The sequence below is a fragment of the Pseudomonas sp. P1_C12 genome (genome assembly GCF_056406435.1).
The window spans coordinates 127,334-142,775 of the sequence record NZ_JBFUAE010000004.1; the positions used below are offsets into that span (position 1 = coordinate 127,334).

Annotated in this window: 11 protein-coding genes; 3 read left to right on the forward strand and 8 right to left on the reverse strand. The window is 59.5% G+C overall.

Annotated elements, in window-relative coordinates:
* Positions 1–157 precede the first annotated feature (157 nt).
* Positions 158–910, reverse strand: a complete 753-nt coding sequence (locus AC1D19_RS07885) for a TraX family protein (protein WP_477762876.1) — start codon at positions 908–910, stop codon at positions 158–160.
* Between the two features lie 132 nt (positions 911–1,042).
* Between AC1D19_RS07885 and AC1D19_RS07890 the strand changes: the two genes are divergently transcribed.
* Entirely contained in the window at positions 1,043–2,083 is a 1,041-nt protein-coding gene (locus tag AC1D19_RS07890; protein ID WP_477762877.1) for a threonine aldolase family protein, read from the forward strand.
* Between the two features lie 223 nt (positions 2,084–2,306).
* Positions 2,307–3,131: an SDR family oxidoreductase gene (locus AC1D19_RS07895; RefSeq protein ID WP_477762878.1), complete on the forward strand. Its 825-nt coding sequence runs from the start codon at positions 2,307–2,309 to the stop codon at positions 3,129–3,131.
* Here the strand turns inward: AC1D19_RS07895 and gbcB are convergent.
* On the reverse strand, positions 3,074–4,225 hold the full coding sequence (gene gbcB / locus AC1D19_RS07900; protein WP_477762879.1) for a glycine-betaine demethylase subunit GbcB: 1,152 nt from the start codon (positions 4,223–4,225) through the stop codon (positions 3,074–3,076). The two genes, AC1D19_RS07895 and gbcB, sit on opposite strands and share 58 nt — an antisense overlap.
* 282 nt (positions 4,226–4,507) lie before the next feature.
* Here gbcB and gbcA point away from each other — a divergent pair, with 282 nt between their 5' ends.
* Complete coding sequence (gene gbcA, locus AC1D19_RS07905) at positions 4,508–5,803, forward strand: glycine-betaine demethylase subunit GbcA (protein WP_477753318.1); 1,296 nt, start codon at positions 4,508–4,510, stop codon at positions 5,801–5,803.
* A gap of 100 nt (positions 5,804–5,903) precedes the next feature.
* Here gbcA and AC1D19_RS07910 read toward each other — a convergent pair whose 3' ends face one another.
* From AC1D19_RS07910 to AC1D19_RS07935, 6 genes are all read right to left on the reverse strand, one after another.
* On the reverse strand, positions 5,904–7,154 hold the full coding sequence (locus AC1D19_RS07910; RefSeq protein ID WP_477762880.1) for a metallophosphoesterase family protein: 1,251 nt from the start codon (positions 7,152–7,154) through the stop codon (positions 5,904–5,906).
* Between the two features lie 25 nt (positions 7,155–7,179).
* Complete coding sequence (locus AC1D19_RS07915; protein WP_477762881.1) at positions 7,180–9,048, reverse strand: c-type cytochrome; 1,869 nt, start codon at positions 9,046–9,048, stop codon at positions 7,180–7,182.
* Between the two features lie 119 nt (positions 9,049–9,167).
* The gene (locus tag AC1D19_RS07920) at positions 9,168–12,620 is read right to left on the reverse strand and encodes a GMC family oxidoreductase N-terminal domain-containing protein (RefSeq protein ID WP_477762882.1); all 3,453 of its coding nucleotides are present in this window, start codon (positions 12,618–12,620) and stop codon (positions 9,168–9,170) included.
* A 121-nt stretch (positions 12,621–12,741) separates the two neighbouring features.
* The gene (locus AC1D19_RS07925) at positions 12,742–12,864 is read right to left on the reverse strand and encodes a hypothetical protein (protein ID WP_477762883.1); all 123 of its coding nucleotides are present in this window, start codon (positions 12,862–12,864) and stop codon (positions 12,742–12,744) included.
* Between the two features lie 730 nt (positions 12,865–13,594).
* A complete protein-coding gene (locus tag AC1D19_RS07930) occupies positions 13,595–14,716 on the reverse strand; it encodes a retropepsin-like aspartic protease (RefSeq protein ID WP_477763141.1) in 1,122 nt (373 codons plus the stop codon).
* Between the two features lie 158 nt (positions 14,717–14,874).
* Positions 14,875–15,441: an N-acetyltransferase family protein gene (locus AC1D19_RS07935; RefSeq protein ID WP_477762884.1), complete on the reverse strand. Its 567-nt coding sequence runs from the start codon at positions 15,439–15,441 to the stop codon at positions 14,875–14,877.
* Position 15,442 lies beyond the last annotated feature (1 nt).

Genomic DNA, 15,442 nt, shown 5'->3' on the forward strand with positions numbered 1-15,442 from the left:
GTGCGTTTACGACATGGCGGGAAATGGCTGGCCGAACCCGACCGTCGATCCAGCGCAGATCCCCTGTAGGAGCGAGCCTGCTCGCGATAGCGGCATCACATTCAACATTGATGTCGGCTGACCCGCCGCTATCGCGAGCAGGCTCGCTCCTACAGGGTCATCCGATGGCCTGTCGCACTGCGAGCAACAGCAGGAAATGCACGGGATACAGCGCATACGCCCAACGTCGAATGGGTGGTGGTTTTACGTCATGGGCATGTCGCAACAAGAACACTCCGAGCCATGGCGCAATCAGACAAGTGGCGACTGCCGCCATCGCCACGTGATTGCCCAATCGAACAGAGTAATACAGCACCTGCCACTGATTGCCCGCCAGGCACACCAACCCCGCCAACAGCGCGAAGTACCAGGGCCGTTGCAGTACCAGCAGCATCGCCAGCGGCAACAGCACGCCAAAGAACCCGAACATCAATCGCTGGGAGAAAAACCCTGCCAGCAGTACCGCGCCGACGGCCAGCAGTCGCGATGCAAGCACCGGCTGCTGCCAGCCACGAACCACCAGCAAGCCCAGGGCAAGGGTGGGCAGCACATTTAAGGTGTCGGGATCGGGAATGAACATTCGGTAAGGAATTTCACTCACCGCGCTAAACAGCAGCAACCACCCCAGATAGCGCCACTGGCCACCGGTCGTCGCAGTCCGCACGCGCGCCAGATTGGCCGCCATCGCCAGGCAGAACCACGGAAACGCCAGGCGTCCCGGCACATACAGCAAATCGGCGGAATAACCGACATATCGCAGGTGATCGAGCACCATGCTCAAAAGCGCCAGCCACTTGAGCAGATCCAGTGCCCCGTCCCGCTGCTTTAAGTGCATGGCCTTGTGCATGATCTTGTGCGTTGTCACGTGCATAATTGCCCTTCGACCGTGTATTTTCCCGACAGCGACATCCTGTGCGCTCCACCTGACGATCTTGGGTACAGTGCGCACCCTCATTGACCACGGGACGCTTCACCATAGGCATCTCGACCACGGAAGCAGGCCATGACCGACAAGAGCCAACAATTCGCCAGCGACAACTATTCCGGCATCTGCCCTGAAGCCTGGGCTGCCATGGAACAGGCCAACCACGGCCACCAGCGCGCATACGGCGACGACGAGTGGACCGCCCGGGCCTCCGACGGTTTCCGCAAACTGTTCGAAACCGACTGCGAAGTGTTTTTTGCCTTCAACGGCACCGCCGCCAACTCGCTGGCGCTGTCGTCGCTGTGCCAGAGTTACCACAGCGTGATCTGCTCGGAAACCGCCCACGTCGAAACCGACGAATGCGGCGCCCCGGAATTCTTCTCCAATGGCTCCAAACTGCTGATCGCCCGCACTGAAAACGGCAAACTGACCCCGGAATCGATCCGCGAGGTCGCGCTCAAGCGCCAGGACATCCACTACCCGAAACCCCGCGTCGTGACCCTGACCCAGGCCACCGAAGTCGGCAGCGTCTACACCCCGGACGAAATCCGCGCCATCAGCGCCACCTGCAAAGAGCTTGGCTTGAACCTGCACATGGACGGCGCACGGTTCTCCAACGCCTGCGCATTCCTCGGCTGCACCCCGGCCGACCTGACCTGGAAGGCCGGGGTCGACGTGCTGTGCTTTGGCGGCACGAAAAACGGCATGGCGGTGGGCGAGGCGATTCTGTTCTTCAACCACAAACTGGCCGAAGACTTCGATTACCGCTGCAAGCAGGCCGGGCAGTTGGCGTCGAAAATGCGCTTCCTGTCGGCGCCGTGGGTCGGGATCCTGGAAAACGACGCCTGGCTCAAATACGCCAACCACGCCAACCACTGCGCGCAATTGCTGGCCGAAATGGTCAGCGACATCCCCGGCGTGGAGCTGATGTTCCCGGTACAGGCCAATGGCGTGTTCCTGCAGCTGTCGGAGCCGGCCATCGCTGCGCTGACCGCCAAGGGCTGGCGCTTCTACACCTTCATCGGCAACGGCGGCGCACGCTTCATGTGCTCGTGGGACACCGAGCAAGAGCGCGTGCGTGAATTGGCGCGGGATATCCGTGAAGTGATGTCTCACTAACGCCACAATCCCTGTGGGAGCGAGCCTGCTCGCGATGAGGCCAGCACATCCAGCATAGATGTCAGCTGTCGCCAGGCCATCGCGAGCAAGCTCCCTCGCCATCTATTCGCTCATCCATTTTCGCCTACATTCAGTCACATCTCTCGCTGCAGCTCCTGAACGACTTCGTCTACATTGTTTGTCGAGCCGATCCGCTCACATAACAACAATCAGGAGCGTCAGCATGTCATTGCAAGGCAAAACCCTGTTCATCACCGGCGCCAGCCGCGGCATCGGTCGCGAGATTGCGCTGCGGGCCGCACGCGATGGGGCCAACATTGTGATCGCCGCCAAAAGTGCCGAACCCCACCCCAAGCTGCCGGGCACAATTTTCAGTGTGGCCCGGGAAGTGGAAGCCGCTGGCGGGAAAGCCTTGGCTCTGCAGGTGGATGTGCGTGAGGAAGACGCCGTACGCGAAGCACTGGCCCAGGCCAACGAACATTTCGGCAGCATCGATGCGCTGATCAATAACGCCGGGGCGATCAAATTGACCGGGGTCCAGCACCTCGAACTCAAGCGCTTTGACTTGATGCACCAGATCAACACCCGTGCCGTGCTGCTGTGCAGCCAGGCCGCCCTGCCCTATTTGAAGAAGTCCGGTGGCCACATCCTCAACCTGTCCCCACCCCTGAACCTGGCCACCAAGTGGTTTGCCCAGTACAGCCCGTACACCGTGACCAAATACGGCATGAGCATGCTGACCTTGGGCATGAGTGAGGAATTCAGGAATTACGGCATCAGCGTCAACTCGCTGTGGCCACAGACCATGATCGCCACCGCTGCCATCGAGTTTCAGCTGGGGTCAAGGGAATCGTTCAAGCATGCACGCCTGCCTGCGATCATGGCCGATGCGGCGCACGTCATTCTGAGCAGTACCAACCGCAGCCTGACCGGGCGGCTGTTGATTGATGAGGAAATTCTGCGGGAAAGCGGTGTGACTGAATTCAACCATTACCGTTTCGAGCCAGACAGCGACGACAAACTGATGCCTGACCTGTTCGTCGACTGAGATATCCACAACCCCTGTAGGAGCTGTCGAGTGAAACGAGGCTGCGATCTTTTGATCTTGTCTTCTTCAGTGATCCCGCCGTTGTGTTCCATCTCGACTTCACCACCCAGCTTCAACACCTTGCAGGTGCCGCAGATGCCCATGCCGCACGCTTTCGGGATCATCAGGCCGACCTTGGCCGCCGCGGCATGCACGGTCTCGCCCGGGGCCACGCGGATGCTCTTGCCGGATGCGGTGAACTCCACCTGATGCAGATCCGCCGCGTCGATTTCCGGGGCATCGGCCGCTTGTTCAGCGTGTTCCACGGCGTCGGCGCGGGCTTCTGGCGGAGTCGCGCCGAAGGACTCTTCGTGGTAGCGCGACATGTCGAAGCCAGCGCCTTCCAGCAAGCGCTTGACCGCGCTCATATACGGTGTCGGGCCGCAGCAGAACACTTCACGCTCAAGGAAATCCGGCGCCATCAATTCAAGCATTCTGTGGTTCAGGTAACCGCGATAACCGGCCCAGGGCTCACCCATGCCATGTTTCTCGCAAATCAGGTGCAGGCTGAAGTTCTCGATCCGCGACGCCATGTGTTCCAGTTCGCGGTGATAAATGATGTCTTTGGGCGAGCGGGCGCTGTGGATAAACGTCATGTCGACGTTGCCGTTGGTGTCGTAGAACCAGCGCGCCATGGACATGCACGGCGTGATGCCGACGCCGCCGCTGAGGTAGAGTATTTTCGGCGCAGGGAAGTCCATGGCATTGAACAGTCCGACCGGCCCGTGCACCGCCAGCTCCTGGCCTTCATGTAGAGTGTCGTGCAGCCAGTTGGACACCTTGCCCCCCGGCACGCGCTTGATGGTCACCGAAAAGCTGTACGGCACCGACGGCGAACTGGAAATGGTGTAGGAGCGCATGATCGGCACGCCGTCGATTTCCAGCTCCAGGGTGACGAATTGCCCGGGCTTGAAAAAGAACAGAATCGGCTGGTCGGCCATGAAACAGAAGGTGCGCACATCCCAGGTTTCCTGGATGACTTTGACGCAACGGACAATGTGTCGACCATTGGCCCAGGTCTGGGTGGTTACCGGGTTCAGGAAGCTGTTGGACATGCTGATCTCCACGGCCGACTGTCGGCCTTCATGTTGGCGATTCTGCGTATAGCGCGAACCACCCATTTACCTATCTGCGACATTCACATACTTATCGCGACCAGCCCCCAATTACCGGGGGTTGCGCGTCGGGAACAGATTGGGCCATGTCGCCCATGGATAAGGTTCCGGGCAGCGCCGGCCCCACACTCGCCTCAACAGATAACTGCTGTTTTTTGTCTTGCGTCGCACAACCGTAGCCACTATTCGCCGGCCACACAGAATGGCCTTGAGGATTAAATGATGGACGTCACTACTACCCTGAGCCTGGGCGATCCGCTGGAACCCGCACGCAAGGCCACCGCACAGATGCTGCAAGAGCGCGAGCGCACCTTCTCACTGCCGCAGCCGTTTTACTCCGACGAGCGCCTGTTTGATATCGACATGCAGGAAATCTTTCAGAAAGAGTGGTTGATCGCCGGCATGACCTGCGAAATCCCGACCAAGGGCAACTACCTGACCCTGCAGATCGGCAAGAACCCGATCATCGTGATTCGTGGCGCCGATGGCGTGGTGCATGCGTTCCACAACGTCTGCCGTCACCGTGGTTCGCGGTTGTGCACCAGTGAAAAAGGCAAAGTCGCCAAACTGGTCTGCCACTACCACCAATGGACGTATGAGCTGGACGGTCGCCTGCTGTTCGCCGGCACCGAAATGGGCGCCGACTTCGACATGAAGCAGTACGGCCTCAAGCCTGTGAACGTGAAAACCGCTGGCGGTTACATCTTCATCAGCCTGTCGGAAAACCCGCCGGCCATTGATGACTTCCTGTCGACGCTGAACCATTACATGGAACCGTACGACATGGAGAACACCAAGGTGGCGATTCAGACCACCTTGTTCGAAAAAGCCAACTGGAAACTGGTGCTGGAAAACAACCGTGAGTGCTACCACTGCAACGCGTCGCACCCGGAACTGTTGAAAACCCTGCTGGAATGGGACGACGTCACCGACCCGCGTGCCGACCAGGCCTTCAAGGATCACGTAGCCGCTTCGGCCGCTGCCTGGGAAGCCGAGAAGATCCCTTACGCTCACGCCAGCTTCGGCCTGCGTAACCGCATCGTGCGCATGCCGCTGCTCAAGGGCACCGTATCGATGACGATCGACGGCAAGCAGGGCTGCAAAAAACTCATGGGCCGGATCCAGAACCCGGACCTGGGCTCGATGCGCATCCTGCACCTGCCGCACTCCTGGAACCACTGCATGGGCGACCACATCATCGTGTTCACCGTGTGGCCGATCAGCGCCCAGGAAACCATGGTCACCACCAAGTGGATCGTGCACAAGGACGCGGTCGAAGGCGTGGACTACGACGTGGAGCGCATGCGCCAGGTCTGGGACGCCACCAACGACCAGGACCGTCGCCTGGCCGAAGAGAACCAGCGCGGGATCAACTCCACCGCGTACCAACCTGGCCCGTACTCCAAGACCTATGAGTTCGGCGTGGTGAACTTCGTGGACTGGTACAGCGAGCGGTTGCTGAACAACCTTGGGGCCGAGCCTGCGCCTTATCTCAAAGGGGTTCCGGTCCAGGGCTAATCAAGATCAAAAGATCGCAGCCTTCGGCAGCTCCTACAGGTGTACACAAGACCCTGTAGGAGCTGCCGCAGGCTGCGATCTTTTTAAGGGCAACACACCATTACTGTAATGCCGAAGACCACCGCACCGACCCATTCTCGCCAATAAACGTCTCTTCGATGTTCTCCCCCACCAGCCGCACCTTCACATACCCGTTCAATACCCGATCCGGATAGGCCGGATCCCGCGCATTCTGCGTTTCCGACCACAACACCCGCGAATGCCCGTTCAGTTCACTGGCGTTGCCGTAAGGGATCGCCCCATGCCCGGCGCAACGTGCATGCAACCCGCCCTGGGTGGCGTAACAGATGCCGTTATGCAAATGCCCCCAATACCAGTAGTCCGGCTCGCGCCCCAGGGCGTCGCACACCGGTTGATACAGCGCGGTCTTGTTGTGCCCTGAAATGTCAAAGCCCTGGTGATGACTGAGTACCATCACTTTCTTGCGCTGCGGCAGGCTTTTCATCCAGTCGATCTGTGGTTGGTTCAGGGTGCCATCCATGTACAGGTTCATGGCGTCCGAGGCATACGCCGAGTCGAGGCCGATCACCAGCCAGTCGTCGTTGTACAACGCAAAATAGCTGGTGCCCTGCTGCGCCGGAAAGCGCTTGGCCAGTTCCTTGAAATAGCCGTGGGCGCCGCTGTACATCTCGTGGTTGGAATTGAGCGTGAACGAACCCTGCGTGCCCATCGGCCAACCGGCCATGTCCACGTCTTCCTGGGAGCGGGTGCCGGCGTAATACACATCCCCCAGGTGAATAGTGAAATTGGCCCGGGCCAGTTTCATCTGATTGGCCACCGCCACCGCCGGGGCATGGCTGTCGAATGGCCCGGTGCCCCAGTCGCCGGCGATCGCCAGGGTCACGTCGCGCCCCATTTTCACCAGTGCCGGGTCCGTGGCGAACGGTGCGTGATGGTGCAGGTTTTCAATCCACTTCAGCAGGGCCTCGCTCCATAAAAGATCGAGCAGTTCCCATTTACGGCAACCGAGCAGACTGCCGTCCTTCAGCACCCGGGTTTGCAGTTCATCCACCGATTGCGGCAAGGGGCTGGCGTTACCGATGCGCAGGATAGACAAGCCGTGGGCCAACTCCCACGGCACGCTCGGCTGATCGTCCGGCAACTCGCCGTGCTTGAGCACGTACTGCGCCTGATCGTGGCCACGTTTGAGCAGCGCGATGATGGCTTCGAACTCCTGGGGTTCGAGCTCGCTGACGAGCTTCATCCAGGCCATTTCCACGCGCGTGAGCAACCCGTGCAGCCGCACTTTGACCTTGTCGTACTCATTTCCCAAATGATTGACCAGTGACATATCGCCTTCCTCCATCCGATTGGAATCACAAGGTTTTCATGAACTCAATGAGCGCCCGCTTATCGAGTTCCGACAGCTGCGTGCCGTACAGGTGGCCGCCGTTGTGGTTGCCCTCCAGACGGGTGTCGTATTTGAAGTCCGCCGAAGCTTTCATTTGCTCGCCACTGGTGACGAAACCAACCTTGTCCTGGTCGTAAATGTCGGAGCCGGTGAAGAACACCTGCGGCCGCAGTTGCGGTGGTTGCAGCAGATCCCACAGTGTCGGCACCGAACCGTTGTGCAAGTACGGCGCGCGCAACCAGATGCCGTCGGTGGGCGTGTTGCTGTAGCTCTGGGTCTTGCGGTAGGCGCCAAAATCGAACGGCGACTTCTTGAAGCCGTGGAAGGCCGTCACCAGACCCGTGGTGAACGAATTCAGCCGATGGGGATCGGTACCCAGTTCATCAATGTTGGTGGTGACCTGACCGGTGTCGGTGCGGCCGAAATCATGGCAACCGGCGCAGTTGTTTTCCCAGACCGGCTTGCCCCTGGCGACCTTGGCCTGATCCAGCGCGAACGGCCAGGCCGGTGCCTTGTGGCCCAGCAGCCAGTTGGTCACCCGGTTGAAACTGGTTGGCAGCACCGACTCCGGCGTCGCGCCCACGGCCATGGCCGCCGCATAGTTGCGTTCGTGGATGTCGTTGTTGTTGCCGTCCCAGTGCAGGTACAGCGACTCCCGGGGTTTCTGGTTCCAGACTTGTGGCAAGTCGACGGTGCCGATGGTCGAGTCATCCGGGAAGCCGAACACCACCATTTTCGTCGGATTGAAGGTGTCGGTGCGACCCGGTCCTTGCGGTGCGCGCAGTTGTTGCCAGGCATAGGCCTGTTTCTGCTTGATCAGTGCGCTCGTGGCCATCGGGATGATCAGGTAGCGGTTGTACAATCGCTCGAAAAAACCGAGCTGGAACTTGCTGTTGATCGCTGCCATCACCGCGTCGGTGGTGAATTTCGGGTCGCTGGCGCAATCGTAGGCGAACCACTGGAAGGCTTGCAGCTGCAGGGTGTTGGCCGGCGCACTGGCCACCGCAGTGGCGACGTCGCTGGCATTGGCGCGGTAGGAGCCGGTGTGGCACAGCGCGCAGTTGGGCTCCACGGTCGGGTAGCCGATTTGTCGTTTGGCCATGCCGATCGGCAGATCCTTGCCATTTTCGTAGAGGAAACCGAACACTTCGTAGCCGCCAGGCTTCGGCAATTTTTCCGGGCACATTTGCGGCAGCACGGCGAACAGGTAATACGGGATTCGCGCCTCAATGCCGAGGCCGATGGCGGCGTACTTGTAGTGGTCTTCGTCGGAGGCGTATTGCTCGGCCGGCACCACCCGCAGCATCTGGTACCAGGTCTGGTAACCGATGAACGCCAGCAACAAAACCACAATCGAAGTGCCCACCTTGAAACTGTGCCGTTGCCAGCGCTGCGCCCACCCAGCACACCAGGCCCGCCAGCCATCGCACAGCAAGGCCCACGGCCGACTCGCCGGAGCGCTGCCCAGGTACAGCAGAATCCCGAGGATCAGGAACATGCTCAGATCGCCCAGCAGCATCGGCACGAATACCTGGGCCTGGTTGCTCGTATTGATCAGATAGATCCAGAACGCCACGGCGACCAGTCGCGACAATACGCACAGCCACGAATGCACGACATATCGCGGTGCGTTGAAGCCTGATGGCATGTAGAACAGGCTGATCCCCACCAGCAGCATGCCGGCATTTTCCAGCCACGGATCGGAGAGTTGCGGCGGCATACCGAGCATCGAGGTCAGCAATGCCGGCGCAAACAGCGCCGGGATTGCGAACACCATGTTCATTAAAATGCCTAACCAGATGAAGCGTTGAAACCAGCGGATGTAACTGTCCATGGCATCCCTTTCCTTTTGTCCTTTTCGAGCGCCACACCGCCCCCTTGTAGGAGCTGCCGAAGGCTGCGATCTTTTGCCTTTAAAAGATCGCAGCCTTCGGCAGCTCCTACGCGGTTGCGTCAGCCGAGGGCGGTTTTTTCCAGGTGTCCAAGGATGATCGGGTACACATCCGCCACCGCGTTCTTGCCGAACATGCAGTCGATGTGGCCGTAGCCCGGCACCACATGCCGGCTGTAGCGCTCCGGTCCATGGACTTTGCACACGCGCTCATAGGTCTTGAGCGTGCTTTCCGGCAGGTAGCATTGGTTGTCGGCGCCGCTGATGAAGCAGATTGGCATGCTCAAGCGCTCAAAGTGCGGCATGTACACGTCATGCCCCTTGAAGTCCACCAGATGCCCCTTGCGCACGATCAGCGCCAGATGCTCGAAGGTGTGCATGTTCGACTCACCGAACAGCTCGTGCAGGTTGTCGTGCAGGGTTTCATTGAGGGTGTCGTGGCGGTACAGCGAGGCGTACATGAAGGTGATGCGGTGGCACACCGGGTTGGTGCAGTAACCCTGGGCTTCGATCCGCGCATAGCCGTTGAGGGCTTTGTCGTAAAGCTTGTTGAACCAGTTCTCCTTGCTGTCGGCGTAGGCCGTGAGTGATTTGATGCCGAGCGCGTCGAGCATCCCCGGCAGGTGCAGCCCGGCCTTCAACCCTGTCGCAGTGGCGACCACGGTGTCGGCGGCAATTTGCGAGCAGACCACCGAGCGCACCCCTTGCAGCCCGGCCAGCAGCGACATGAAGAAAGTCGTCGCGCCGTAGCAATGCACCACGCACTGCACATCGTTAGCCTTGGTTTGCTGTTGGATCTGAGCGATGGCCGCCTTGAAATCGTATTGGGCGATCTGGTCGCCGTTCCATTCCTGTTTACTCGCCGGCAGCAGAATGCTCACCCGCAAATCCAGCAACCAGACGTCGTAGTCATGCTTGCACAGATATTCCAGCAGGTTGGTCTGGATGGTGTCGGTGGAGAAAATATTCGAGCCCACCCCCAAGCCATGCACCAGCATCACCGGGCCTTTTGTGCCGCCCTGATAGCGGGTCAGCCTTAATTCGACGCCATCTTCGGTTGAGAAGAAATGCACGCTCGGTGGCGGCGCATCCAGCGGCCGTTTCTGCCGTGGCGGTGCATCGGGGTTGAAGTAGATGTCACCGGCGAACACCCCGCCATAGCTTTCCCAGAGGATGCCGGCGAAGAACTTGCCGAAACGTGCCAGACCGTCGATGCGCTCGCGCTCGTTGCGGGCGTTGAGCACCTTCATGGTGGTCATCTGTTTGGCGAAATCGGTCGGGTGGATGTGCATCACTCCGGAGCCGATCACTTCGCCACTCTTGTCCGGCCCGCGATGCAGCGTGATGTAGAGAGTGCTGGTGTCGTGCCAGATGTTCAGCACGCCATTGTCTTCCGGCACGGTTTTGAAGGCGCTGAAGAAATAATCGCTGCCGTCCTCGGCGGTCAGCTTCATGTCGTAGTTCATGTGGCGCACGCCGACCTGTTGCTGATACTGCTCGAACAGGTTGAACACACCATTGCTGGCGGTCAGCGGCTCAGACGACAACGCCGGGGCGCTAACCGTGCCGACCAGGGTTGCGGCGTGCTCCGGCTCCTTGATCATGCGGTTGAGGTCGGCAGCCGTGATGGTCAGGGTGAAGTCGATCGGCGAATTGTCCGCTTCGCCACGCTTGGCCGCGGCTTCATAGACTTTCAGGTCGGTGCTTTGAGCAGCGGTGAAGGCCCGGGAGAAATAGCCCTTCATGGTTTCGGTGAACTGCACACCGAGGGTCTGCGGCACCGACGGTTTGCGTGGCGCCGACGGCAGTCTGTAGTCGATGTGCCAGCCGCGATCAGCCGCCAGCAGCCCCATATTGCGCTCGCTCACCGCCGAGATGGTCAGCAGCGGGTTGACCGCCAGCGACGTCGGGATCACCGCACCGTCGGTCACATACAACGAGGCGTACACATCGCTGCCGCTGGCACCACTGAACACCTGCCCCTTGTGGTTGACCACGCCTTGCGCCGCGTCCTCGCCCATCACGCAACCGCCCAACGGGTGTACCGAGACGATGCTGTGCTTGAGCAACTTGGTCCAGATCGGATTTTCCACCCAGATCCCGCCCAGCGCCCTGGTGCTCTGGTGCAGCCGTTGGTTGCCGAGTTTGACGTTTTCCTGCTCGCCGACACCCGGCCAGTCGATACGCAGCTGGTCCTTGCTGTCGAGCAGCATGCGTCCATTGCCGCTGTCGTGACTCATGATCAGGTAGGTCTGCATGTTGTGCAGCGCGCCGTAGTACGGGCCACGCAGGAAGCTCTCGACTTCGCGTTCCTTGTACTTCACCTTGGCGCTGAACGTGTCGTCGCTCGGTACGCCAAGCAACTCGGCGAATCCGGCCATGCTCGGCACCATCGGCCGGCCGAGGGCGCCAGGGATCGAACCTTCTTCGATGACCATGCGGCTGCGCCAATCGCCTTCGGTACGCATGTCAATGATCGAGGTAATGCAAGGACCGACCGGGTGCAGTTCCTTGGCCGGATGCGCGCCGAAACCGATACCGTTGATGCTCTGTTCGCAGTTGTGGCCGAAGCCGAGAATGTCGCCGTTGCCGCTCATGTTCTCGCCAAGCTGGCCGGACATTGCCAGGCCTTTGTCGCGAGAGCGCAGGAGGATTTCGGTGGAGCCAAGCGTGCCGGCAGAGACCACGACGATGTCGGCTTTGACGAACAGGGTCGGTGCGCAAAACTTTTCGCGACCGCTCTCCAGGTACTGGAAGTGCACGATCCAGCCATCGCCATCGCGCTCCAGATACCGCACTTGGGCTTGACAGAAAATCTCCGCACCGTGGTTCCAGGCGTCCGGCAGGTAATTCATCAGCGTGGTGTTCTTGGCCTTGTTGTTACAGCCCGAAACGCAGTCGCCGCAGTGGTTGCACGGCAGCTGCTCGACGCCGACGTGGTTGGTGTTGTTCGGCAGTTTGTCGAAGGTCACGTTGATCGGTGGCTTGTAGAAAAGTGCACCCTGCTTGAGGTAATCCGCGGATTTTTTGTTGGCGTCGAGTTTGGGCAGGTTCGGCGCAGTGTCCGGATAGGGATTGGGCTTGAGCATTTCCCGGGCGCGGGCGTAACCGTCCTTGAGCAGGGTGTCACGGTGTTCGCGCACTTCCAGCGGCCAGCGCGGGTCGTCAAACACCCCGGGCTCCGGCTCCAGGGAGACGTTGGCGTTGATCAGCGACGTTCCGCCGAGGCCGCAGCCCACCACCACGTTCTGTTGGGCATTGACGTGCAGGTCGAACAGCCCGGTGCGTGAACCGATGTGGCCGTCCGGATCGTGCACCTGCAGCTCTTCAGTGGCGGCGAGCATGGTGTTGGGGTACTCGCCGGGGCGGATTTCCCGACCGCGCTCCAGCAGGCACACCCGTTTACCGGCCCGGGACAGGCGCGACGCGGCAATGCCGCCGCCGTAACCGGAACCGATGACGATCACGTCGTAGTGTTCCTTGATCTCGCTGATGGGCGTTGCAATCCGTGTCATGAGTAGGTTCCTCTCAGGCAAATTGGGCAACTCTACGGTTGCCTGCAATCAATGGACGAACGGGCACCAAGCCTGCGGGCGAACCCGGCGGCGGCGCAGCGGTTTGGGCAGGATTCAGGCGCTATAGGCGAGCGCGCTGGTTGGCGGTACGACGCAGCGTGCGTTTGCGCGGCAACGGCGTCGTCAGCAAAGCGCGGAACGCGCAGGGAATGGGGGACGAGCGATTGGACTGGCTATCCATCATGTGTTCTCCCTGAACCTGATGTGGATAAGTGACGGCTGTCCTTGGTGCCATTGGAGTGAAGACAGGCGACAGAATGAAGTCAAGGTATTGCCCTAGAACTGTATGAAATCTGAGCTATCGCGTTGCGCACTATAGCCGGCGGGGCTTGCAGGGTTTGGCGAACAAGTTATCCACATAGCCACCCACAGCAAATGGGGACAACTATGGAAGTGCTGGAAACTTTCTCCACAGAAAACGAAGAAAATCCGTGACTTATTCAAAATCGGAGTTTTCTGCGGCAGCAGGTCATTTTTTAATCAACAGCACAGACACCACGTTCTACATGGCCTGTGGCGGATGACAAACACCTTATCCACAGAAGCGCCAACAGACTTTGGGGGCAACTTCCCGACTTCTGTGGAAAACCTCTGAAAGCCACGAAATATCTGCACTTGCCAGCGCTTCAACTGTAAAAGACAGCGGATTGGTCGTTTTTTGATCAAACTCGTGAAAGGCACGTTTCATAAGGCCTGCAGCGGTAAGCGAACATCTTATCCACAGAAACGCCAACAGAGATTGGGGGCAAGTCGCAGCGCTCACGCGTCCTTATTCCCTGAAAAAGCCATGAAAAACCATAGCTTAGGCTGGTTATTTTTTGATCTTGTGGCTGTATCGCCCGGTTTTCAAGGGCTGCAGCGATGGGCAAACAGGTTATCCACAGTGGCGCTAACAGGGATTGTGGGTAAACGCATCAACCCTTGTTGAAACACGAGCGCCCCGACTCGATATCCAGATTCAACTCAAAGTCATTGAAGGCACGCCAGCCGAGCAAAATCGACGGCACGTACCGACCAAGCACCCATGACGGCGGGATGGTGAAGCGCGGGTAGTACTTGTAGGTAATGGGCATGCTATGGCCTGACAGATTCAGCAGGCCCTTGAAGGTCTGATAGCGTGGCTTGTCGGCAGAATCAACGGGGGAGTTGCCCGGCGAGGCCGACGTCAGGTAATCGACATTGCCGGTGTCGACGATGGCCCGGGTAACCCGATTATCCAGGCGTGCGGCGATGGTCAAGCGTTGATTGATGTCCATGCGGGTATACACAATCGACGATTCACAGCGCGCGGCAGGCGCCGGGTTCAGTTCCAGGGTTCTGCGGGTGATTTTCAGGCGTCCCAACTTGCTGATCAGGTCCAGCCCCAACAAATTGTCCCGGTCGCTGACAAACACCAGCACATTCCTGAATTCGCTGCCTCCCACCTTTATCGAGTCAAGAATCCCCAGCCCGGCGGACAGGTCGCTCTCGCCATAAAAAGTGCTGTAGGCGTAGTGGGCGTCGGGCAACAGCCGGATCTCCATCAGCTTGGCGGTCTCGACATTGACCCGTGTTTGCGGGGCGCCAGTATCGAGTACGAAACGCGCCGAATGACCATTGGCCGCGTCGACATCGATGAAAGGCAGCACCTCGCTGGCAATGAAAGAGTCACTGGCATACGGATGAATCTTCAACACTTCGCGTTGCCCGGATCCTTTCACCGAGAACTCGCCGGTCCTTCTCAAGATCGAGAGGGACTGGTTGCCGAACATGGAAAACAACGCGTTCAGCTCCTGACTGGCCTCGATGGCCCGGGCGTGTTTGCGCTTGACCGCCAGAACATAATCCGGCAACTGGTTGGCCGCTTTGGCTTCGAACATCCGGGCGATGACAGACACTGAACAACCGAGGTTCTTTTGTGCATCCAGCACCCTGTCACAGTGCTGGCGCATTTGCGCCAGGGAGGCGTTCTGTCCCTGCGCGGACTGCAGCCACTGATCGAAGTCCGGTTCGGGCTCAGGTCGCGTAGCGGCCATCGGCCCCGTCGACACGGCCATGCCCCATCCAAGCAGCAACACGGAGAGCTTTACAGGCTTCATGGGCAACCCACTCATAAAAACCGGGTTTTATGATCAAGCGCTGAAAACTCCGTAACACCCTGCCGCACCCTGCACAGCGCACAGTGAAAATGTAGTTCAACGAACAGGACCGGGCCCTAGGGGCGATACATCAGATAAGCTTCACCGGTAACCCGAATCATCGGGTGCGGCGTGATCTGGCAGGTGTCGACGATACGGAAACCGTGACGCTCATAAAAACGCCGGGCGCCGGTATTCGCGGCGTAGTCGATCAGACTCAGGCCATTGAGCCCTAGCCGGTTGGCCCGGTCGTAGGCGTAGGCGAGGAATTGCTTGCCCAACCCCTGGTTCCGCCAGCCTTCATGCAGCGCCAGGCTGGAAATATAGAGGGTGTCGGGGATTTCCATCGTGGCGTAGGGCGCCAACACCGGGTCGGTCACAGGAGCCGCCGACGGATCATGGCGCATTACGTAACTGTGCAGCATGCCGACGACTTCCCCTTGTACCTCGGCGATCAGACAATTCTGATAGGAAAAGTCCACATCATCGCGGGCATAGCGGGTGGCGCCGACATCCAGCAGGTCCTGGCCGGGTGCTGCCATCTGGCTCCAGATGTAATCTGCGGCGCCCTCCGATGAAATCTGGAACAACCGGGCAATCTCCCGCGCATCGCTGCGCAGGGCCGAACGAAACTCAACAGCCATT

Coding starts and splice junctions, on each gene's coding strand:
- AC1D19_RS07935 (WP_477762884.1), bottom strand. CDS start 15,441: ATGGCTGTTGAGTTTCGTTCGGCCCTGCGCAGCGATGCGCGGGAGATT.
- AC1D19_RS07910 (WP_477762880.1), bottom strand. CDS start 7,154: ATGTCACTGGTCAATCATTTGGGAAATGAGTACGACAAGGTCAAAGTG.
- gbcA (WP_477753318.1), top strand. CDS start 4,508: ATGGACGTCACTACTACCCTGAGCCTGGGCGATCCGCTGGAACCCGCA.
- AC1D19_RS07930 (WP_477763141.1), bottom strand. CDS start 14,716: ATGGCCGTGTCGACGGGGCCGATGGCCGCTACGCGACCTGAGCCCGAA.
- AC1D19_RS07915 (WP_477762881.1), bottom strand. CDS start 9,048: ATGGACAGTTACATCCGCTGGTTTCAACGCTTCATCTGGTTAGGCATT.
- gbcB (WP_477762879.1), bottom strand. CDS start 4,225: ATGTCCAACAGCTTCCTGAACCCGGTAACCACCCAGACCTGGGCCAAT.
- AC1D19_RS07895 (WP_477762878.1), top strand. CDS start 2,307: ATGTCATTGCAAGGCAAAACCCTGTTCATCACCGGCGCCAGCCGCGGC.
- AC1D19_RS07920 (WP_477762882.1), bottom strand. CDS start 12,620: ATGACACGGATTGCAACGCCCATCAGCGAGATCAAGGAACACTACGAC.
- AC1D19_RS07925 (WP_477762883.1), bottom strand. CDS start 12,864: ATGATGGATAGCCAGTCCAATCGCTCGTCCCCCATTCCCTGCGCGTTC.
- AC1D19_RS07885 (WP_477762876.1), bottom strand. CDS start 910: ATGCACGTGACAACGCACAAGATCATGCACAAGGCCATGCACTTAAAG.
- AC1D19_RS07890 (WP_477762877.1), top strand. CDS start 1,043: ATGACCGACAAGAGCCAACAATTCGCCAGCGACAACTATTCCGGCATC.